The organism is Nocardia farcinica (assembly GCF_001182745.1).
In the GTDB taxonomy this organism is placed as follows: Bacteria; Actinomycetota; Actinomycetes; order Mycobacteriales; family Mycobacteriaceae; genus Nocardia; species Nocardia farcinica.
Genome location: NZ_LN868938.1, coordinates 3,245,372 through 3,264,840 on the forward strand (window position 1 = coordinate 3,245,372; position 19,469 = coordinate 3,264,840).

Here is a 19,469-nt window from a genome sequence, read left to right on the forward strand (position 1 = left end):
GCCTTACGTTTGCTAACAACCCGGCCGCCGCGCGCGACAGATCGAACGGCGCCGTCCACCGCGCGCCGAACCCGCCGATCCCCGGGAGAACGACCATGCCGCGCCGACCGCGCACCGCCGGGCCGCCGATCCTCGCGGTAGCCACCAGGCTGCTCGTCGCCGTCCTCTGCTGCGCCGCGACCGCGCTGTTCAGCTATGCCCTGCTGCAACTGCCCACGCCGGCCGGCACCGCCGAGACCCCGCGGCCCGCGATCGTCGCACCGCACCCTTGACGCCCGGCCGCACCGCCGGATTGACTGACAATCCGTCAGTTGATCGGGAGGAGCGGACGTGGGCGAGCCGCGGCGGCGTATGTCGGCGGCCGACCGGCGCGATCAACTGCTCGACGTCGCCCGCGACATCGTGGTCGCCGAAGGCTTCGCCGCCGTCGGCATCGACCGCGTCGCCCGTATCGCCGGGGTCGCGCGGGCACTGATCTACCAGCAGTTCGGCGATCTGACCGGACTCACCACCGCGCTGCTCGAACGCGAGACCGAGACCGCCCTGCGCGGCATGCTCACCGTGGACTGGGCCGACGCCGACATCGACCGGGTCGGCCGCGGCATTCTCGCCTACCTGCACGCCGCGCCGATCAGCTGGCGCATCCTGCTCAGCCCGCCCGAGGGCGGCCCGGCCCTGCTGCGCGAACGTGTCGAGATCGGCCGCCGCTACGCCCGCGCCATCGGCGCCAGGCACCTGTCCCGCTACGCGGGGGTGCCGGTGGACCCGGACGGGCCCACCCAGCGGCTGGTGCACGCCGCGCTCGAGGAACTGCTGCGTCAGCACCTGGCCGATCCGGTGGCGTGTCCGGACGAGGTGGTGCTGCGCTACCTGCGCTCCCTGGTGGCCTGGGCGGTACGCGTCGAACAGGGTGCGCCGGACTGAGTTTCAGCCCTCGCTCGGCACCGGTTCGAGGATCTGCGGGCGCGGCTCGGGCGCGGCGATGCGCAGCGCGTCGGCGGAGGCGTCGTCGGGCTGGGTCTGCGAGCGGACCTCGGCCTCCACCCGGGAGCGGTAGGTGTCGATCTCGCGCTCGATCTCGGCCTCGTCCCAGCCGAGCACCGGCGCGACCAGCCGCGCGACCTCCTCGGCGCAGTCCGCGCCGCGGTGGGCGTACTCGATGGAGATGCGGGTGCGCCGGGCCAGGATGTCGTCCAGGTGCAGCGCGCCCTCGGCCGCCGCGGCGTACACCGCCTCCACCCGCAGATAGGACGGTGCGGCGGTGATCGGCTGCAACAGCTCCGGGCGGTCCTGGGCCAGCACCATCACCTCGTCGATCAGCGAGCCGTAGCGATCGAGCAGGTGCTTGATCCGGTACGGGTGCACGCCGTACATCTCGGCGAGTTGCACGGTCTGGTTCACCAGCGCGAAATAGCCGTCGGCGCCCAGCAGCGGCACCTTCTCGGTGATCGAGGGCGACACCCGCGCCGGGATGTCCTGCGCGGCTTCGTCGACCGCGTCGTAGGCCATCACCCGGTAGGTGGTGTACTTGCCGCCCGCGATGGCCACCAGGCCGGGCGCGATCCTGGCCACGGCGTGCTCGCGCGACAGCTTGGAGGTCGAATCGCTCTCCCCGGCCAGCAGCGGGCGCAACCCGGCGTACACACCGGTGATGTCGTCGTGGGTCAGCGGGGTGACCAGCACCTGGTTCACCCGGTCCAGCAGGTAGTCGATGTCCGCCTTGGTGGCGGCCGGGTGCGCCAGATCCAGGTTCCAGTCGGTGTCGGTGGTGCCGATGATCCAGTGCGCGCCCCACGGGATGACGAACAGCACCGAGGTCGCGGTGCGCAGGATCAGCGCGGTGTCGCTGACGATCCGGTCGCGCGGCACCACCACGTGCACACCCTTGGACGCGCGCACGTGGAACCGGCCGCGGGTCTGCGAGAGCGCCTGCACCTCGTCGGTCCACACCCCCGTGGCGTTGATCACCACGTGCGCCCTGACCTCGCCGGTGCGCCCGTCCTCGGTGTCGCGGATCTTCACCCCGACCACCCGGTCGGCTTCCCGCAGGAACCCGACCACCTGGGTGGAGGTGCGGATGACCGCGCCGTAGTGGGCGGCGGTGCGCGCCACGGTCATGGTGTGGCGGGCGTCGTCGACCACGGTGTCGTAGTAGCTCACCCCGCCGATCAGCGCGTCGCGGCGCAGGCCGGGTGCCAGCCGCAGCGCGCCGTGCCTGGTCAGGTGGCGTTGCCCGGGAACGGATTTGGCGCCGCCCATGGTGTCGTAGAGCACCAGGCCCGAGGCCACGTACGGCCGCTCCCAGCCGCGATGGGTCAGCGGGTAGAGGAACCGCAGCGGCTTCACCAGGTGCGGCGAGAGCGTCGACAGCGCCAGCTCGCGCTCGCGCAGCGCCTCGCGCACCAGGCCGAATTCCAACTGCTCGAGATAGCGCAGGCCGCCGTGGAACATCTTCGACGAGCGGCTCGACGTGCCGGAGGCGAGGTCACGTGCCTCCACCAGCGCCACGTCCAGGCCGCGGGTGGCCGCGTCCAGCGCGATGCCCGCGCCGACCACGCCGCCGCCCACGACGACCACGTCGAAATGCTCCTTGCCGAGTCGCTCCCAGGCCGTGCGGCGCTGCTCGGGGCCGAGGCACTGCGATTGCGGTCTCTTGGTCATCTCGACTCCTCCAGCCGACTGGTCTGCGAGCGCTTCCCTACAGGCTAAGCAATTCCCCGGTCACCCGAGCGGTACGCCCCGCGGGGTCGCACTCCGCGTCCGCCGCCGGGCGACGAACCGCTCAGGCTGTGCCCATCTGCCCGAGCCGGGGCGGCCTCCGTGGTCACACTCCGCGGCCACCTCCGGCCGCTGACCGGCTCAGGCAATCCACGAGCTACCCCGGCCGCACGCGGTCGTCCCCGCGTCGACACGGACTACTCGCCGGTAACTACGGAGCTTAGTCCCGGCGGGCAGCGGTCGCGATGTGATCCCCGGCGAGCTCGCCGTTGCGTATCCTGCTGCCATGCGTCGCTATGTGGCCGCCCTCGATCAAGGCACGACCTCGACCAGGTGCATCGTCTTCGACCACGGCGGTCGCGTGCTCGGCCTGGCCCAGCGCGAGCACGAGCAGATCTTCCCGCGCCCGGGCTGGGTGGAGCACGACGCGCAAACCATCTGGCGCAACACCGAACTCGTCCTCGCCGAGGCGATGCGGACCCTCGAGCTGAGCGCCGTCGACATCGCCGCCGTCGGTATCACCAATCAGCGCGAGACCACGCTGGTCTGGGAGCGCGCCACCGGCAAGCCCATCCACCACGCCATCGTCTGGCAGGACACCCGCACCGACCGCCTCGTCGGCGAACTCGGCGGCGCGCAGGGGCCGACCCGCTACCAGGACCGGACCGGCCTGCCGCTGTCGACCTACTTCGCCGGACCCAAGCTGCGCTGGATCCTCGACCACGTCCCGGATGCGCGGGAGCGCGCGGAGGCCGGGGAATTGTGCTTCGGCACGATGGACAGCTGGCTGCTGTGGAACCTCACCGGCGCACACATCACCGACGTCACCAACGCCTCGCGCACCATGCTCATGGATCTGCGCACCCAGCGGTGGGACGAGGACATCTGCGCCGACTTCGGGGTGCCCCCCGCCATGCTGCCGGAGATCCGCAGCTCCTCGGAGATCTACGGCGAGATCACCGCGGGCCCGCTGGCCGGTGTCGCGGTGGCGGGCATCCTCGGTGACCAGCAGGCCGCCACCTTCGGCCAGGCCTGCCTGTCGCCCGGTGAGGCCAAGAACACCTACGGCACCGGCAATTTCATGCTCCTCAACACCGGGACCACGCCGGTGTTCAGCAAACACGGCCTGCTCACCACGGTGTGCTACCGGCTCGACGACCAGCCCGCCGTCTACGCCCTGGAGGGCTCGATCGCCGTCACCGGGTCGCTGGTGCAGTGGCTGCGCGACAACCTCGGCCTGATCTCCTCCGCCGACGAGATCGAACCGCTCGCGCGCAGTGTCGACGACAACGGCGGCGCCTACATCGTGCCCGCCTTCTCCGGCCTGTTCGCCCCGCGCTGGCGTCCGGACGCGCGCGGGGTGATCGCGGGCCTCACCCGGTTCGTCACCAAGGCGCACCTGGCCCGCGCGGTGCTCGAATCCACCGCCTTCCAGACCCGCGAGGTGGTCGACGCCATGCGCGCCGACGCCGAATCCCAGCAGCTCGACCTGGAATTGACGACGTTGAAGGTGGACGGCGGCATGACGGCCAACGATCTGCTCATGCAGTTCCAGTCCGACATCCTCGACGTGCCGGTGGTGCGCCCGGTGGTCGCCGAAACCACCGCGCTCGGCGCCGCCTACGCCGCCGGCCTCGCCGTCGGCTACTGGTCGGGCACCGACGACATCCGCGCCAACTGGGCCGCCGACACCACCTGGCGCCCGACGATGAGCGACCAGGACCGCGCCACCCACCTGGCCGCCTGGAACAAGGCGGTGGAACGCACCTACAACTGGACCGACTGAGCCGGGTCAGCGCCCGGAGGCGGCAGCGCAGCGTCACCACGAAGGGCGCCCCGGCACAGGCACGACAGACACAGCCTGAGCCGGGTCAGCGCCCGCAGGCGGCAGCGCAGCATCACCACGAAGGTGCGCCCCGGCACAGGCGGGCGGATACAGCCTGAGCCGGGTCAGCCCGCCGCGTGGGCTTTCGCCAGGCGCTGCACCGCGTCGCTGAGCACCGGCGCTTCGGAGGTGGTGAAGCACATCCGCAGGGAGCCGCGGTATCCCTCGCTCACCGCGAAGGCCTGGCCGGGGACGTACGCGACACCGGCTTCGAGGGCGCGCGGCAGCATCTGTCCGGTGTCGGTGCCGTCGGTGAAGTCGGCCCACACGAACATGCCGCCCGCGGCATCGGTGCAGACGATGCGCTCACCGAAGGTCTCCCGCACCGCGTGCACCAGGGCGGTGGCCCGGGCGCCGTAGACCGCGCGCACCCGGTCCACGTGGCCGGTCAGCCAGGTGGTGTCGGCCAGCAGCTCGGCGGCGATCTGCTGGGTCAGCGCCGAACCGCACAGGTCGGCGCCCTGTTTGAGCAGCTCGACCGCCCGGCACACCGGGTCCGGCGCGACCATCCAGCCGACTCGCAGGGTGGGCGCGATGATCTTCGAGGCGCTGGACAGCCGGATCACGGTGGGGGCGTGGCTCGCCACCGGCGCCGGTGCGGGCCGGTCGAACCAGAGTTCGCCGTAGGGATCGTCTTCGATCACCCAGAAGCCGTGTGTCTGGGCCAGTTCCGCGAGTTCGCGGCGGCGGGCCGGGCTCATGGTGACCCCGCCCGGGTTGTGGAAATTGCTCACCGTGTGCACCACGGCGGGCCGCTCGCCGCGTCCGAGCAGCTCGCGCAGCACGTCCACCCGCATGCCCTCGGCGTCCAGCGGCACGGCGACGATGCGGGCACCGGCGGCGCGGAACACCTGGAGCGCGCCCACGTAGGCCGGGTCTTCGACCACGACCAGGGCGCCCGGGTCGAGCAACACCTCCGCCAGCAGCGACAGCGCCTGCTGCGAGCCGTGCGTGACGAACACCTCCGCCACGGGCACGGTCCGGCCCAGCCGGGCGGACTCGCGTGCGGCCAGCACCTCCCGCAACGGCCCCCACCCCGGCGATTCGGTGTACTGGAGACAGCCGGGGCCGCGCAGGGCCGCGTCGGCGGCGGCCGCGATGCGTTCCCGCGGCATCAGCTCGGCGTCGGGCAGGCCGCCGGCGAGGCTCACGATGTCGGCGTGGGCGGTGAGTTTCAGCAGGTCACGGATCGCCGAGCTGGTGAGTCCGCCGAGCTTACCGGCCAGCGGTGGCAGGGTCGACGACATCGAAACCTCCGGGAACGGCACGGAACGGGATACCCCACTGTTTCACATCCCCGACCAGAGAGTGAAACGGGTATCCCAGATTCCGAGATCAGAGCCGCTCGCGGATGGCGAACACCAGGGTCTTGCCGTCCCGGTTCACGGTGGTCACCGTCTGCGGATACACCGTGGTCGTCCCGTCGGGGCGGTGTTCGGTGAGGTCGACCTCGAAGGTGTCGGCGGCGACCTCGGTGATGCGCAGGCAATGCGTGGTACCGACCGGGATCTGCTCGTCGATGGCCTGCTGGATGATCGCCGCGGTGGAGATGTTCTCCGCGTCCGGCGCGACGAACCTGCGCACCCGCTCCCCGCTGCGCTCGACGTAGAAGGCGTATTGGAAGCCGAGGATCGCGTCCGGCCCGCTCGCGGTGGAGCCCTGGCCGTTGCCGACGGCGACCTTGCCGTCCTTGGTGGCTGGGCAGCTCAGCGCGGCGGTGGTGGTGGGGCCCGCCGCGCGGCCGGTGCCGTCGTCACCGCCGGACACCGACACGATGGTGACCACCAGGCCGATCAGCACCACCACGGCGGCGGCCACACCGAGCAGGATGCGCCGGTTGTCGCCGCCGGACTTCTTCGGGCCCGCCGCGGGCGTGCCGGGGGCCAGGCGTTGCGCGATCGGGTCGTCGGCCCAGGACAGTCCCGCGGGCTCGGCGGGCGGCTTGGGCACCTCGCCGGACTCGGTGGGGCTGTTCCACCACCGCTGCGGGGTGGCTTCGGGCACGGGTGCGCCGTGCCGCACGGTCTCCTCGGTGGAGACGTCGGGTTCGGATTCACTCCGGCCAGGGCGCTCGGCGCCGGCGGGCGGGCGGGTGGGCGCGGAGGTCTCGGGAGCCGGGCCGCTCTCGGGCGCGCGGAACCGGCCACCCGGCGCGGTGGCGGGCGGCGGCGGCTGATCGGCGGGACGCCAGCCGATCTCGGGCTGCTCACCCGCAGGCTGCCAGCGCGGCCCGGTCTCGGCCAGCGGCGGGCCGGTGAACTCGGCCACGGGCGGCCCGAAATCGGCCGTCGGGGGCTCGCCGACCGGAGGACCGAAGTCGCCGACCGGCGGCCCGAAATCGCCCACCGGAGGACCGAAGTCGCCGACCGGTGGGCCGAAATCGCCTACCGGTGAACCGAATTGCGACCCGGGCCGATCGGTGTCGCGATCCTTCGCGTCATCCTCGGAAACCACACCCATTCCTCTCCCCGGGACACACGTGTGGGGCGGCCGCGAACGACCGCCCCACCCGTCGAATCATCCCGTTCAGTACTGGAACGAACCACCCCACTGGGTGGTCACGCCTGCGACGTTCACCGTCTGCGGCGCCAGGTCGCCGGCGGGAACGAGCGGCGGCAGTTTAACCTGCGCGGCGGCTTCGAGCGCGGCGGCGCCGCCCGGCTGCGCGGCGATCCACTGCTCCACGGCCGCCTTGGCCGCGTTGACCTGCGTGGTGTCGAGCACGAAGGCGTTCTTGTTGTCCGCCAGGCCTTCCCCACCGGTGTAGGTGGTGACCTTGACGGTGTTCACGTCGAGGAACTCGACCGAGGCGCCGGCCTCGCCCGCGCCGGTGGGGGTGCGGTAGCCGATGGTGCCGACGTAGCCGGCCTCGTTGCTGAAGTGGTGGGTGTTGGCCACGTAGCCGGGCAGCACCGCACCACCGTCGACGTTCGCGCCGAATTCCTGGTGCGGGCCGGTCATCTCGACGACCGGGGCGGCCGGGGCGGCCTCCAGGCGCGGCGCCTCCCAGCGCGGCTCCTGCACCAGCGTCTCGGTCTGCGACTCCGGCTGGCTCGGGGTCACCCGGCGCTCCGGCTGGGCCGGGCGTGCCTGGCCGTCGTCGGCGGCGGGAGTGTCCTGCTGCGCGCCCTGTTCGCCCGCGCCCGGTGCGACGGACTCCGGGGTCTGGGCGCCGTTCTCCGGCGCGACGGCGGGCTGCGGCTGGTCGCTCTGACCCGGCACCGGCAGCGGTGCGACGCGCGGGGTGGTGACACCCGGCTGGGTCGGCGTGGCCAGCTTCGGATCCTTCTCCGGCTCCGGCATCACCTGCTCCGGCTCCGGCGTGGTGACACCCGGCTGGCTCGGCGTCGGCTTGTTCTCCGGCTTCTTCTTCTCGTCTCCCTGACCCGGCGAGCCCTGCTCCGGCGAGCCCTGCCCGGGCTGCGCGGTGCCGGGCGTGTCGGTCCCCTGCGGTGCGTCGTTGGTGCCCGGCTGCACCGGCGCCGGCGTGGCCGGTGTGCTCGGCTCGTTCGGAACGGCCCCCGCCGGCGCAGCGAACAGGGTAGCCACAGCCGCCGCGGTGGCCAGAGGCAACGATGTGCTGGCCATCGCTCGCTGCGCCCGACTCGGCTTACGATGTTTCACTTTTCGCCAATCCCTTCCCGGGTGCGGCCGAGGCGGTCGCACTCAGTTCGTCCCTGACGAGACGCGTCCGGTCGCCGAATGACCGACGGTCACCCCCTGGGCTGGTGCCCGCCTGTGCGGGCACACGGCACCACCGGCGACCCCGTGCACTGTACGAGGCCCGGAAAAGGACGATCCCCCACCAGAACCCCGCGACCGCCCGCCGATCGCGTCTCTCGCGAGCGAGTCAACCACATCAGCGCGGTTCGAGGCAATGCGACCGAAAGCCGTCCACCGGCAACGGCACTCGCGCCGGTGCGCGGCGGGTCAGTCCAGGTCGTCGTGCCGCATGAGCAGCCGGCCCGCTTCGGTGACCGAGCCGGTGAGCGAGGGGTAAACGGAGAATGTCTGGGCGAGGTCGTTCACGGTCAGATTGTTCTGCACCGCCAGCGCGATCGGCAGGATCAGCTCGGAGGCGATCGGCGCCACCACCACACCGCCGATCACCACGCCGGTGGCCGGACGGCAGAAGATCTTGACGAAACCGCGGCGCAGGCCCGACATCTTGGCGCGCGGATTGGTGTTCAACGGCAGCATGACCGTGCGGGCGGGCACCTCGCCGTTGTCGATGGCGGTCTGGCTGACGCCGACGGTGGCGATCTCGGGGCGGGTGAACACCGCCGAGGCGACGGTCTTGAGCCGGATCGGGCTCACGCCCTCGCCCAGCGCGTGGTACATCGCGATGCGGCCCTGCATCGCGGCCACCGAGGCCAGCGGCAGCAGGCCGGTACAGTCACCGGCGGCGTAGATGCCCGAGACCGCCGTCCGCGAGACCCGGTCGACCCGCAGGTATCCGCCGCGGTCGAGTTCGATGCCGACCTTGTCCAGCGCAAGGTCGCCGGTGTTGGGGGTGGAGCCGACGGTCATCAGCGCGTGCGTGCCGGTGACGGTGCGCCCGTCGGAGAGCTTGACCACCACGCCGTCGGCGGTGCGCTCCACCGCGTCGGCCCTGGCATGCTTGACCAGTTCGACACCGCGCTCGGCCAGCGCCTCCTCCAGCACCAGCGCCGCGTCGGCGTCCTCGCCGGGCAGCACCCGGTCGCGACTGGAGACCAGCTTCACCTGCACACCCAATTCGGTATAGGCCGAGACGAATTCGGCACCCGTGACACCGGAGCCGACCACCACCAGCGTCTCCGGCAGCTCGCGCAGGTCGTAGAGCTGACGCCAGGTGAGGATACGCTCGCCGTCCGGCTCGGCCCCGGGCAGCACCCGCGGGCTGGCGCCGGTGGCGATGAGCACCACCTCGGCGTCGATCACCCGCTCACCGGCGCGCTCGCCGGTGGGCCGGACGGTGATGCGGTGCGGCGCCCGGCCGGGCGCCGGGTCGGTGAAGGACGCGGTACCCGAGATCAATGTCACGCCCGCGGACAGGAGTTTGGAGCGGATGTCGGAGGACTGCGCCAACGCCAGCGCCTTGACGCGCGCGTTCACCTCCGGCAACTGCACGGCGGCCTGGCTCGGGTCGAGCGTGATGCCGAGATCGCGGGCCCGGCGCAGATCGGTGCGCATGCCGGTGGAGGCGATGAAGGTCTTCGACGGCACACAGTCCCACAGCACGCACGCGCCACCGATCCCGTCGCGGTCGATCAGTGTCACCTGGGCGCCGTGCTGCGCCGCCACCAGCGCGGCCTCGTAACCGGCCGGTCCGCCACCGATGATCGCAATACGGGTCATGGGTACTCCCCTTCAGCTCGTCGACCGGGATCTCCGGTATGAGGCTTACGTTAATCGGCCCCCCGGTGTCGTCTTCGCCACACACCTGCCGTGCCGTGCCCGCATTCCCACGCGCGTATGCCCGGCGAACTGTGCACCGAGCAGGCTAACCTTTGCTACGTGCCGATTTACGCCGCTTACGGGTCGAACATGGACTCGTCGCAGATGCTCGAGCGCTGTCCGCACTCCCCCATGTCCGGGACCGGTTGGTTGGAGGGCTGGCGGCTGACCTTCGCCGGAGACGACATCGGCTGGGAGGGGCCGCTGGCGACGGTGGTGGAGGACCCGGGCTCGCGGGTGTTCGTCGTGCTCTACGACGTCTCGCCGGAGGACGAGCAGCGGCTGGACCGATGGGAGGGTTCCGACTTCGGCATCCACAAGAAGATCCGGTTGCGGGTCACCCCCAACCCCGGCAGCGGCACCGAGCCGCGCCTGGCGTGGCTGTACGTGCTCGACGCCTACGAAGGCGGGCTGCCCTCGGCCCGGTACCTCGGCGTGATGGCCGACGCGGCGGAGAAGGCGGGCGCGCCCGCCGACTACGTGCACGCGCTGCGCACCAGGAACAGCCGCAACGTCGGCCCGGGCAACTTCTCCGGCTGAGCGACACCCGTCGAGCCCCCGGTTCCGACGCGGGAACCGGGGGCTCGACGGCGTCTCAGCGGGGTCGCTGCTGCAGCACCAGGTTGGTGAACACGCGCACGCCGACGGCCAGCGCCCGCTCATCGATGTCGAAGGTCGGCTGGTGCAGATCGAGCTGCTCGCCGTGCCCGGACCACACGCCGAGGCGCGCCATCGCCCCCGGCACCTCCTCGAGGTACCAGGAGAAGTCCTCGCCGCCGCCGGACTGCGGGGTGTCCGACAGCGCGTCCGGCCCGAGCGCGCGGATCGCGTCCTCGAACTGGCGGGCCGAGTGCTCGTCGTTGACCACCGGCGGCACGCCGCGACGGTAGTTCAGCTGGTAGCGCACACCGGTCGGGGCGAGCAGGCCGTCGACGATCTCGTGCACCATCGGCTCGAGCAGCGACCAGGTGGCGTGGTCGCCGGTGCGGACGGTGCCGGTGAGCATGCCGGTCTGCGGGATGGCGTTGGGCGCCTTGCCCGCCGACACCGCGCCCCACACCATCACGGTGCTGGTGCGCGGGTCGATGCGGCGGCTGAGCAGGCCGGGCAGCCCGGTGATGACGGTGCCGATGGCATAGACCAGGTCGCTGGTCAGGTGCGGGCGCGAGGTGTGCCCGCCGGGCGAGTCCAGCACCAGCTCCACGGTGTCGGCGGCGGAGGTGATGGCACCCACCCGCATGCCGACCCGGCCCACCTCCAGCCGGGGATCGCAGTGCACCGCGAAGATCCGCTCGATGCCGTCCAGCGCGCCCGCGGCCACCATGTCCAGCGCGCCGCCGGGCATCACCTCCTCGGCGGGCTGGAAGATCAGCCGCACGCCGACCGGCAGCTCGGGCACCTCGGCCAGCGCCAGGGCGGTGCCGAGCAGGATGGTGGTGTGTGCGTCGTGGCCGCAGGCGTGGGAGACGCCCGGCACGGTGGAGGAGAACGGCAGCCCGGTGAACTCCTGGAGCGGCAGCGCGTCCATGTCGGCGCGCAGGGCGATGCGCGGCCCGTCCTCGGGTCCGATGTCGCACAGCAGACCGGTGCCGCCCGGCATCCGCCGCGGGGTGAGCCCGGCCTTGGTGAGCCAGTTGGCGACGAATTCGGTGGTGGCGAACTCGGTGCGGGACAGTTCGGGGTTGGCGTGGATGTGCCTGCGCCACTGGATCAGGTCGGCACCGTGCGCGGCCAGCCACCGCTCGACCGCCGCGCGGCCGTCCAACGCGGGCTCGGGCACCGGTTCACCGTCCGGGGCGTCGGCCACCGCGCGCACGGTCACATCCGGGGCGGGCGGACGCGTCGGCGGCGCCGCCTGAGCGGTCACGCATGCCGCCGCCGCGGAGCCGCTCGCATGCCCGACGGGTTGCCCGGATGTGCTCACCGAATGTCCTCCTGTCGTCGAACCAGCCGTTGCCACAACCTGCCTCTGTGTTCTTCATCGCGGGCCACCGCGATGGCGGTACGCGCGAGGGCGCGCGCGCCGTCGATCACCGCCCGGTCGGCCGAGGCGTTGACGCTGGCGGCGGCGAAACCCGGCTGATGCGTCACCGCCCCGCCCGCATCGATGCCGATGACCGGATGGATGCCCGGGACCACGTTGGTGACGTTGCCCATATCGGTGCTGCCCAGCGGGCGCGCCGCCTCGAGGTCGGCCGAGATCGGCACCCGGCCGAGATCGGCGATCTGCTCCCGGTACACCCGCAACAGGCCGGGGTCGGGCGTCAGCTCGGTGTAGGTCGGCGCCAGGGTCCGGATCTCGTGGGTGCAGCCGGTCGCCAGGGCGCCCGCCTCGAAGCAGGCCGACGCTCGTCGCATCAGGTCGTCGAGGGACGCGGAGTCGGCTGCGCGCAGGTAGTACAGCAGTTCCGCATGGCCGGGCACGATGTTGGGGGCGATGCCACCGTCGCTGACTATACCGTGCAGCTGCTGGCCGGGTTTCAGGTGCTGGCGCAGCAGACCCAGCGCCACCTGCGCGACCGTCACCGCGTCGCCCGCGTTGCGGCCCTGGTCGGGTGCGGCGCTGGCGTGCGCCTCGCGGCCGTGGAAGCGCACCGCGATGTCGGCCAGGGCCAGCGACCGCGCACCGGCGATGTCGCAGGGGCCGGGGTGCACCATCATCGCCATCGCGATGTCGTCGAACACACCGCGCTCGAGCATCAGCACCTTGCCGCCGCCGCTCTCCTCGGCCGGAGTGCCCAGCACCACCACGGTGAGGTCGAGCGCGTCGGCCACCTCGGCCAGGCCCAGTCCGGCGCCGACCGACGCGGCGGCGATGATGTTGTGCCCGCAGGCGTGGCCGATCTCGGGCAGCGCGTCGTATTCGGCGCACAGTCCGACGGTCAGCGATCCGCTGCCGTAGACGGCGCGGAAGGCCGTCGGCAGCTCCGCGACGCCGGTGGTGATCTCGAAGCCGCGTTCGGCCAGCGGCTCGAGCGTCTTGGCGACGCTGCGGTGCTCGGCGAAGGCCAGCTCCGGTTCGGCGTGGATGGCGTGCGAGAGGGCGATCAACCGCGGTCCGGCGGCACCGATCGCGGCATCCGCGCGCGCCGCCGCGTCCACCCGCGCGCCCGCGTCCGCCCGCGCGCCGTCGCGGGACGGCGGGACGGGCGGAGGCGGTGGCATGGGACACAGTCTGGCACTGCTGGCCGCCCGCGGCGCGGCACGCACCGGCGGGGGCGGGTCGGCGCCGGGTCAGCCCAGGGCGAAGGCCAGGTTCTCCGGCGTGGTGTGCACGGCGAGTCCGGCCAGGGCGTCGGCGTGCAGCGCCCGCTTGATGATCGGCAGAATCGGCTTGCGGTTGGCCGCCAGCGCCGCCGCGCGCGCCACGGCCTGCTCGAGCAGCGCGTCCGCCTCGGCCACGTCGTCGACGATGCCCGCGGCGCGGGCTTCGGCGGCCGGGAACCGGTGACCGGTGGTCATGGCCTGCACGCAGACCTGGTTGCCGAGGCGATGCGTGAGCAGGGCGTTCATCCCGACGGTGAACGGCATGCCCAGGTGCACCTCGGGCAGGCACCAGAAGCCGCGGTCGGCGCGCATCACCCGGAAGTCGTGCGAGCTGGCCAGCATGGCGCCCGCGCCGAAGGCGTGCCCGTTGATCGCGCAGACCGTCGGCAGCGGGAAGGTGAGCAGGCGGCTGTAGATCGCGTGCACCCGGTCCAGGTAGCCGTGCATCTGCTTCAGGTTGCCGAACAGCCAGTCGGTGTCCAGGCCGTTGCTGTAGAACTTGCCGGTGGCGGTGGTCACCAGCGCCGCGGGGCCCTCACTGGCCTCGACCTCGTCGAGCAGCGCGTTGAACCGGTCGATCCAGTCGGGATGGAAGCGGTTCTCGCTGTCGGTCTGTCCCTCGTTTCCGAGGTGGAGCACGAACACATCGCCCTGACGTTCCAGATACGGCATGCGGGCAGCCTAACCAACCGGAGCGCGGTGCTACTCGTGGGTAGCACCCCCTGCCCGGCGCGCGCGGCCGATCACGGCGATACTTGACCCATGCTTGCCGCAGAGGCCGCCGAGGCGATCGCCGAACGTACCGGGGTGCCGCGGCACCGGGCCGCGGTGGTGCTGGGATCGGGCTGGCAGGCCGCGGCCGCCGAGATCGGCGAGCCGTCGGCGTCGGTGCCGATGCCCGAGCTGCCCGGCTTCGGCACCCCGTCCGCCCAGGGCCACGTGCCCGTGCTGCATTCGGTGCCGGTCGGGTCCGAGCACGTGCTCGTGCTGATGGGCAGGCAGCACCTCTACGAGGGCTACTCCCCCGCCGAGGTGGTGCACCCGGTCGCGACCGCGGTGGCCGCGGGCGCGGAGACCGTCGTGCTCACCAACGCCGCGGGCGGCATCAGAGCGGGCCTGCGGGTCGGCGAGCCGGTGCTGATCGCCGATCACCTGAATCTGACCGGCCGCTCCCCGCTGGCCGGCGCGACCTTCGTCGATCTCGTCGACGCCTGGGATCCGGGGTTGCGGGCCCTGGCACGGGAACTGGACCCGGAACTCACCGAGGGCGTGTACGCGGGCCTGACCGGTCCGCAGTACGAGACGCCCGCGGAGATCCGGATGCTGCGCACCGTCGGCGCGGACCTGGTCGGCATGTCGACGGTCCTCGAAGCCATCGCGGCCCGGTCGCTGGGCGCCCGCCTGCTCGGCATCTCCCTCGTCACGAATCTCGCCGCCGGCGTCACCGGGGAACATCTCTCGCATGCCGAGGTGCTCGCCGAGGGCAACGCGGCCGCGCCGCGACTGGGCAAACTCCTGCGCGGCGTGCTGGAGCGGCTCGGCTCGGCGCCCGACGGCGCCGCATGATCGCGTCGATCGTCCCGTCCCGGCGACGCACCGTGATCCGGCGCGGCGGGTGGAAAGGACACGGTCGCTAGCCATGCTGCGCTTCGGGACGGCGGGACTGCGCGGACCGGTCGGACCGGGACCGGACGCGATGAACACCGAGACGGTCGCGCGCGCGACCGCGGGCGTGGTCGAGTGGCTGCGCGGCCGCTGCCTCGGCGGCGGCCGGGTGGTGGTGGGGCGCGACGCCCGGCACGGTTCGGCCGAGTTCGCCGCCGTCACCGCCGAGATCTTCCAGGCGGCGGGTTTCCCGGTGACGCTGCTGCCCGAACCGCTGCCGACCCCGGTGGTCGCCTACGCGGTGCGAGCGCTGGGGGCGGTCGCGGGCGTGCAGATCACCGCCTCGCACAACCCGCCCGCCGACAACGGCTACAAGCTCTACCTCGACGGCGGATCGCAGCTCATCGCCCCCGCCGACGCCGAGATCGAACGGTGTATCGAGGCCGCGCGGCCCCCGTTCGACCGGGCGGCCGTCGCGCCGTCGGGCGCGGAGCTGGTGGATGACTACCTCGCGCGGGTGGCCGCGCTGCCGTCGCTGATCGGCGGACCCGGCCCGCGCGCGGCCGTGCGGATCGCGCTGACCCCGATGCACGGCGTCGGCGGCGACCTCGCGGTGCGCGCCCTGGCCGCCGCGGGCTTCACCGACGTGCACGTGGTGCCCGAGCAGTTCGACCCCGATCCGGACTTCCCGACCGTCGCCTTCCCCAACCCGGAGGAACCCGGCGCGGCCGACCTGGTGCTGGCGACCGCGCGGCGGGTCGGCGCGGATCTGGCCATCGCGCTGGACCCGGACGCCGACCGTTGCGCGCTGGGTGTACCCGGCCCGGACGGGTGGCGCATGCTGCGCGGCGACGAGACCGGCGTGCTGCTCGGTGACCGCGTCCTGCGCACCGCACCCGCCGACGCGCTGGTGGCGACCACGATCGTGTCCTCACGGCTGCTGTCGAAGGTCGCGGCCGCGCGCGGCGCCCGCTACGCCGAGACCCTGACGGGTTTCAAGTGGCTGGCCCGCGCCGGTGACGGCCTGGTGTACGCCTACGAGGAGGCCATCGGGCACTGCGTCGACCCGGCCACCGTGCGCGACAAGGACGGCATCTCCGCGGCGGTGACGGCCGCCGACATGGTGGCCGCCGGCAAGGCCGCCGGACGCACCCTGCTCGACGAACTCGACGACTACGCGGTGCGATTCGGCGTGCACGCCGGTGACCAGGTCTCGCTGCGGACGGCCGACACCGCCGCCGCGGCCGCCGTGGTCGAACGGCTGCGCGCCGACCCGCCCGCGGCACTCGCGGGCGAACCGATGCGCTACACCGACCAGCTGCGGGTGCGGGGCCGGCTGCGCACCGATGCGCTGATCTTCGAGGGCGAACGCTCGCGGGTGGTGATCCGGCCGTCCGGCACCGAGCCCAAGCTCAAGTGCTACCTGGAGGTGGTGGAGCCGGTACGCGCACCCGCGGCCCTGGCCGCGGCGAAACAGGCTGCGCGGGAACGGCTCGCGGAGCTGGCGGATTACTGCCGCAGGCTCTGAGACATTGCTGCCGCAGGCTCTCAGACATTACTGCCGCAGGCTCTGACACCGGCCACGATCGCGTTCGGGCCGCGCTCCCTCAGCGCGGCCCGAACTGCCGATCGCCCGCGTCACCCAGACCGGGCACGATGTAGGCGTTCTCGTTCAATCCCTCGTCGACCGCGGCGGTCACCAGCCGTACCGGCAGGCCGCTGCGTTCCAGCGTGGCAATGCCTTCCGGCGCCGCGACCACGCACAGGGCGGTGATGTCGGTGGCGCCGCGGGCGGCAAGCAGTTCCAGGGTGTGGCGCATGGACCCGCCGGTGGCCAGCATCGGATCCAGCACGAACACCGGCACGCCCGCGAGGTCTTCCGGCAGCGACTCCATGTACGGCACCGGCTGATGGGTGCTCTCGTCCCGCGCGATCCCGACGAAACCCACCCGCGCGTCCGGCACCAACCCGGCGGCCGCATCGACCATGCCGAGCCCGGCGCGCAACACCGGCACCAACAGCGGCGGCTGCGCGAGCCGGGCACCGGTGGCCGGGGCGACGGGCGTGTTGATCTCGTAGGTGTCCACCGGCGCCTCCCGCAGCGCCTCGTAGACCAGGATGCCGGTCAGATCGCACAGCGCCGCGCGGAAGACCGCATTGGGCGTGCGCTCGTCGCGCATCGTCGTCAACAGGGCAGCGGCCAGCGGGTGATCCACGGTGTGCGTGCGCATGAGGGAACGATAAGGTCGACGCGAGTGCGCAGTCGGGCGAGGCGGTGGAAAATGTTGCCGCGGGGGTGGAACCGCGGGGCGAGGCGGCGCGTCGAACTAGGTGGATGACGTACTCTGCCTGGGAACAACGGATGGGGGAAGCACTATGTCGAAGATGTCGGCGGATACCGAGGGCATCGCCGCGTATGGCGCGACCGCCGGTGTCATGGCGGGCGAGATGGCGGGTGTCGCGGCGGGGGCCGCGGCCGCCGCACCGGCGCTGCTCGGGCCGATCATGGGGTTGATCGGCGGCGATTTCGTGGCCGCCTACAGCGCGGCGCACGCCGGGCACGTCGCCTCGATCGCGCAGTTGTCGGCCGTGCTGTCCAGCATGGGCGGGGCCGCGGCGGGCGCGGCCACGGTGCTCACCGAGACGGACCTCACCAACGCCGCCGCCCTGCGCGGCGCCGAGTTGGACGGATGAGCCGGTGATCGACATCAACGTGCTCGTCAAACCGCTGCTCGACCTGCTGAGCAGTTTCGGCTCCGGCGTGCTGCCCAGCGGCGGCCCCTCCGACGCGCTGGTGTCGGCGTCCACCGCCCTCGAGCAGCTGCACCAGCAGGGCCGCACGAGCATCAACCAGATGAACAGCGCCTGGGACGGGGTCGCCGCCGACGCCGCGACCGCCAAGGCGCTGCGGGTGCAGACCTCCGCCGCCACCATCTCCGACCGGGGCACCGAGATGGCCACCGTGGTGAATCAGGCTGCCGCCCAGGTGGAGACGGGCCAGAAGGATCTCAACGGCATCGTCCAGTCCTTCGTGAACACCGCCACCGCGCTCGGTCCCACGCTGGCGACGCCGCAGGGCCTCACGGTGCTGGTCGGCTCGGCCATCGAACACCTGAACCAGGGCCTGGCGGTGGTCGGGCGGGTGCGCAGCGAACTCGACACCCAGACCGCCGCCATCACCCAGCTCACCCCGCCGCCCTCCACCCCGCCGGTTGCCTCGCTGCCCGGCGCGCTCGCGGGCGGCGCGTCCTCGGGCCTACAGGGCCTGATGGGCGTGGTGGGCCAGGCGGGTTCACTCGCCACCACGATGGCGAGCACCCCGCTGAAGCAGGTGTCGAAGGCGGCGAACACCGGCACGACGCCGAGTTCGGCCGCGCCCAGCGGGCAGAACCCGAACTCGTCCACGTCGACGACCGCCACCACCGACGGGGTCAAGATCACCCTGCCCGACGGCAGCGTGGTCGAGGCGCCGAACGAGAAGGCCGCCACGGCGGTGCAGGCCGCGATCGGGGCCGTGGGCACGCCTTATGTGTGGGGCGGCAACGACCCGGGCTCGGGCATCGACTGCAGCGGTCTCACCAAGTACGCCTACGGCGAGGCGGGGGTGGAGTTGCCGCGGCTGGCGCAGGAACAGCACATCGGCCACCCCCAGGTCTCGCCCGGTGACCTGATGCCCGGCGACCTGGCCGTGTGGGACGGCCACGTCGCGATGGTCATCGGCAACGGGCAGCTCGTGGAGGCCGGTGATCCGGTCTCGATCAGTTCCATCCGAACGGAGAACATGGGTATGGAGTTCTACGGCTTCTACAGGCCCACCGCATGAGCGAGCAGCAGATCCCGAACGTCACGGTCGCGGTCAGCCAGAACCGGTCGGGCACCATCGCCGTCAAGGCCACCGACCAGGGCATGCCGGTGGAGATCAAGTTCGAGCGCAGCGAATACCGCTACGGCGCACAGGCGCTGGCGAACGAGATCCTGCGGCTCACGCAGCGCTCGGCCGTCGCCGCCCGGGCCAAGCGCCGCGAGGTGCTGGCCGAATCGGGCATGCCCGCCGACATCCTGGACCGGCTCGGGCTGCCCACCCGGCAGCAGGCCGTCGACGAGCTGGACCGCATCGATGACGCCGACACCGGTCCGACGAGCTGGATGAGGCCGGTATGACGGGAGGGCGCGCGATGCGCGTTGAGGGAGGCACAGCATGAGCGCGGAAATGGATGCCCTGGTCGCCGGCGCGACCGCGAAACTGGAGGCGCTCGAAGCCGCGCTGTACGGCCTGAAGCAGGTGAAAGGCACCTTCACCACCGAGGACGGCGCGGTGAGCGTGGAGGTGAACAGCGACGGCGCGCTGGTCGGCCTGCGGCTGTCGGAGGCGGTCACCGCGATGGCGCCCGCCGACGTCGGTCAGCTCATCGTGTGGGCCTGCCGGCAGGCCGCCGAGGACGCGGGCGCCCAGCGGTCGAAGGTCGTTGCGACACTGAACGAATCGTTCGCTTCGGACACGACCTCGGTTCCGGGGTCGCCGGGAGGCAGGCCGGATAGTGCCTGAGCCGGAAGG

The 19,469-nt window shown here is 72.3% G+C and carries 19 protein-coding genes; 10 read left to right on the forward strand and 9 right to left on the reverse strand.

Annotated features, from left to right (window positions below; translation table 11 throughout):
• Positions 1 to 95: 95 nt before the first annotated feature.
• Together AMO33_RS31495 and AMO33_RS15400 are read left to right on the forward strand one after the other, a co-directional pair.
• Positions 96 to 272 (forward strand): hypothetical protein, encoded by a 177-nt coding sequence (locus AMO33_RS31495; RefSeq protein ID WP_011207504.1) that lies wholly within the window; start codon positions 96 to 98, stop codon positions 270 to 272.
• A 79-nt stretch (positions 273 to 351) separates the two neighbouring features.
• Positions 352 to 924 (forward strand): TetR/AcrR family transcriptional regulator, encoded by a 573-nt coding sequence (locus AMO33_RS15400; RefSeq protein WP_060593041.1) that lies wholly within the window; start codon positions 352 to 354, stop codon positions 922 to 924.
• A gap of 3 nt (positions 925 to 927) precedes the next feature.
• Here AMO33_RS15400 and AMO33_RS15405 read toward each other — a convergent pair whose 3' ends face one another.
• Positions 928 to 2,661, reverse strand: a complete 1,734-nt coding sequence (locus AMO33_RS15405) for a glycerol-3-phosphate dehydrogenase/oxidase (RefSeq protein WP_011207502.1) — start codon at positions 2,659 to 2,661, stop codon at positions 928 to 930.
• Positions 2,662 to 3,004: 343 nt separating this feature from the next.
• On the opposite strand from AMO33_RS15405, the gene glpK reads away from it, so the two are divergent.
• On the forward strand, positions 3,005 to 4,504 hold the full coding sequence (gene glpK, locus AMO33_RS15410) for a glycerol kinase GlpK (RefSeq protein ID WP_060593042.1): 1,500 nt from the start codon (positions 3,005 to 3,007) through the stop codon (positions 4,502 to 4,504).
• Positions 4,505 to 4,668: 164 nt separating this feature from the next.
• On the opposite strand, the gene AMO33_RS15415 is transcribed toward glpK, so the two are convergent.
• The 4 genes from AMO33_RS15415 to AMO33_RS15430 all read right to left on the reverse strand — a co-directional run bounded on the left by AMO33_RS15415 (position 4,669) and on the right by AMO33_RS15430 (position 9,943).
• The gene (locus AMO33_RS15415) at positions 4,669 to 5,850 is read right to left on the reverse strand and encodes an aminotransferase-like domain-containing protein (protein WP_060593043.1); all 1,182 of its coding nucleotides are present in this window, start codon (positions 5,848 to 5,850) and stop codon (positions 4,669 to 4,671) included.
• A gap of 88 nt (positions 5,851 to 5,938) precedes the next feature.
• On the reverse strand, positions 5,939 to 6,949 hold the full coding sequence (locus AMO33_RS15420) for a hypothetical protein (RefSeq protein WP_240327538.1): 1,011 nt from the start codon (positions 6,947 to 6,949) through the stop codon (positions 5,939 to 5,941).
• A 180-nt stretch (positions 6,950 to 7,129) separates the two neighbouring features.
• Positions 7,130 to 8,152 (reverse strand): hypothetical protein, encoded by a 1,023-nt coding sequence (locus AMO33_RS15425; protein ID WP_011207498.1) that lies wholly within the window; start codon positions 8,150 to 8,152, stop codon positions 7,130 to 7,132.
• A 381-nt stretch (positions 8,153 to 8,533) separates the two neighbouring features.
• Positions 8,534 to 9,943 (reverse strand): NAD(P)H-quinone dehydrogenase, encoded by a 1,410-nt coding sequence (locus AMO33_RS15430; protein ID WP_011207497.1) that lies wholly within the window; start codon positions 9,941 to 9,943, stop codon positions 8,534 to 8,536.
• Positions 9,944 to 10,102: 159 nt separating this feature from the next.
• On the opposite strand from AMO33_RS15430, the gene AMO33_RS15435 reads away from it, so the two are divergent.
• Positions 10,103 to 10,582, forward strand: coding sequence for a gamma-glutamylcyclotransferase (locus AMO33_RS15435; protein ID WP_041559868.1), 480 nt, complete (start codon positions 10,103 to 10,105; stop codon positions 10,580 to 10,582).
• Positions 10,583 to 10,637: 55 nt separating this feature from the next.
• On the opposite strand, the gene AMO33_RS15440 is transcribed toward AMO33_RS15435, so the two are convergent.
• The 3 genes from AMO33_RS15440 to AMO33_RS15450 all read right to left on the reverse strand — a co-directional run bounded on the left by AMO33_RS15440 (position 10,638) and on the right by AMO33_RS15450 (position 13,981).
• Positions 10,638 to 11,807, reverse strand: a complete 1,170-nt coding sequence (locus AMO33_RS15440; protein WP_060593517.1) for a M20 family metallopeptidase — start codon at positions 11,805 to 11,807, stop codon at positions 10,638 to 10,640.
• Between the two features lie 155 nt (positions 11,808 to 11,962).
• Positions 11,963 to 13,207, reverse strand: a complete 1,245-nt coding sequence (locus AMO33_RS15445) for a M20 family metallopeptidase (protein ID WP_228789502.1) — start codon at positions 13,205 to 13,207, stop codon at positions 11,963 to 11,965.
• Positions 13,208 to 13,276: 69 nt separating this feature from the next.
• Positions 13,277 to 13,981, reverse strand: a complete 705-nt coding sequence (locus AMO33_RS15450) for an enoyl-CoA hydratase/isomerase family protein (protein WP_011207492.1) — start codon at positions 13,979 to 13,981, stop codon at positions 13,277 to 13,279.
• A gap of 90 nt (positions 13,982 to 14,071) precedes the next feature.
• Between AMO33_RS15450 and AMO33_RS15455 the strand changes: the two genes are divergently transcribed.
• Positions 14,072 to 14,875 carry a purine-nucleoside phosphorylase gene (locus AMO33_RS15455; protein WP_011207491.1) on the forward strand — a complete coding sequence of 268 codons (804 nt, stop codon included), beginning with the start codon at positions 14,072 to 14,074 and terminating at the stop codon, positions 14,873 to 14,875.
• A 73-nt stretch (positions 14,876 to 14,948) separates the two neighbouring features.
• Positions 14,949 to 16,442 carry a phospho-sugar mutase gene (locus tag AMO33_RS15460; protein WP_076573622.1) on the forward strand — a complete coding sequence of 498 codons (1,494 nt, stop codon included), beginning with the start codon at positions 14,949 to 14,951 and terminating at the stop codon, positions 16,440 to 16,442.
• Between the two features lie 79 nt (positions 16,443 to 16,521).
• Here AMO33_RS15460 and upp read toward each other — a convergent pair whose 3' ends face one another.
• Positions 16,522 to 17,145: a uracil phosphoribosyltransferase gene (upp, locus tag AMO33_RS15465; protein WP_060593046.1), complete on the reverse strand. Its 624-nt coding sequence runs from the start codon at positions 17,143 to 17,145 to the stop codon at positions 16,522 to 16,524.
• A 154-nt stretch (positions 17,146 to 17,299) separates the two neighbouring features.
• Here upp and AMO33_RS15470 point away from each other — a divergent pair, with 154 nt between their 5' ends.
• Genes AMO33_RS15470 through AMO33_RS15485 form a run of 4 tightly spaced genes read left to right on the forward strand, consistent with a single transcriptional unit; the run spans position 17,300 to position 19,460 of the window.
• Complete coding sequence (locus AMO33_RS15470) at positions 17,300 to 17,608, forward strand: hypothetical protein (RefSeq protein ID WP_228789505.1); 309 nt, start codon at positions 17,300 to 17,302, stop codon at positions 17,606 to 17,608.
• Between the two features lie 4 nt (positions 17,609 to 17,612).
• Entirely contained in the window at positions 17,613 to 18,737 is a 1,125-nt protein-coding gene (locus AMO33_RS15475; RefSeq protein WP_060593047.1) for a C40 family peptidase, read from the forward strand.
• On the forward strand, positions 18,734 to 19,075 hold the full coding sequence (locus AMO33_RS15480) for a hypothetical protein (RefSeq protein WP_011207486.1): 342 nt from the start codon (positions 18,734 to 18,736) through the stop codon (positions 19,073 to 19,075). The genes AMO33_RS15475 and AMO33_RS15480 overlap by 4 nt, the downstream gene beginning before the upstream one ends.
• Before the next feature lie 37 nt (positions 19,076 to 19,112).
• The gene (locus AMO33_RS15485; protein WP_011207485.1) at positions 19,113 to 19,460 is read left to right on the forward strand and encodes a YbaB/EbfC family nucleoid-associated protein; all 348 of its coding nucleotides are present in this window, start codon (positions 19,113 to 19,115) and stop codon (positions 19,458 to 19,460) included.
• Positions 19,461 to 19,469 lie beyond the last annotated feature (9 nt).

Bases quoted from the DNA above. Each gene is read 5' to 3' on its own strand.
- AMO33_RS31495 (WP_011207504.1), top strand. From the start codon at position 96: ATGCCGCGCCGACCGCGCACCGCCGGGCCGCCGATCCTCGCGGTAGCC.
- AMO33_RS15400 (WP_060593041.1), top strand. From the start codon at position 352: ATGTCGGCGGCCGACCGGCGCGATCAACTGCTCGACGTCGCCCGCGAC.
- AMO33_RS15405 (WP_011207502.1), bottom strand. From the start codon at position 2,661: ATGACCAAGAGACCGCAATCGCAGTGCCTCGGCCCCGAGCAGCGCCGC.
- glpK (WP_060593042.1), top strand. From the start codon at position 3,005: ATGCGTCGCTATGTGGCCGCCCTCGATCAAGGCACGACCTCGACCAGG.
- AMO33_RS15415 (WP_060593043.1), bottom strand. From the start codon at position 5,850: ATGTCGTCGACCCTGCCACCGCTGGCCGGTAAGCTCGGCGGACTCACC.
- AMO33_RS15430 (WP_011207497.1), bottom strand. From the start codon at position 9,943: ATGACCCGTATTGCGATCATCGGTGGCGGACCGGCCGGTTACGAGGCC.
- AMO33_RS15445 (WP_228789502.1), bottom strand. From the start codon at position 13,207: ATGCCACCGCCTCCGCCCGTCCCGCCGTCCCGCGACGGCGCGCGGGCG.
- AMO33_RS15450 (WP_011207492.1), bottom strand. From the start codon at position 13,981: ATGCCGTATCTGGAACGTCAGGGCGATGTGTTCGTGCTCCACCTCGGA.
- AMO33_RS15455 (WP_011207491.1), top strand. From the start codon at position 14,072: ATGCTTGCCGCAGAGGCCGCCGAGGCGATCGCCGAACGTACCGGGGTG.
- AMO33_RS15460 (WP_076573622.1), top strand. From the start codon at position 14,949: ATGCTGCGCTTCGGGACGGCGGGACTGCGCGGACCGGTCGGACCGGGA.
- upp (WP_060593046.1), bottom strand. From the start codon at position 17,145: ATGCGCACGCACACCGTGGATCACCCGCTGGCCGCTGCCCTGTTGACG.
- AMO33_RS15470 (WP_228789505.1), top strand. From the start codon at position 17,300: ATGTCGGCGGATACCGAGGGCATCGCCGCGTATGGCGCGACCGCCGGT.
- AMO33_RS15480 (WP_011207486.1), top strand. From the start codon at position 18,734: ATGAGCGAGCAGCAGATCCCGAACGTCACGGTCGCGGTCAGCCAGAAC.
- AMO33_RS15485 (WP_011207485.1), top strand. From the start codon at position 19,113: ATGAGCGCGGAAATGGATGCCCTGGTCGCCGGCGCGACCGCGAAACTG.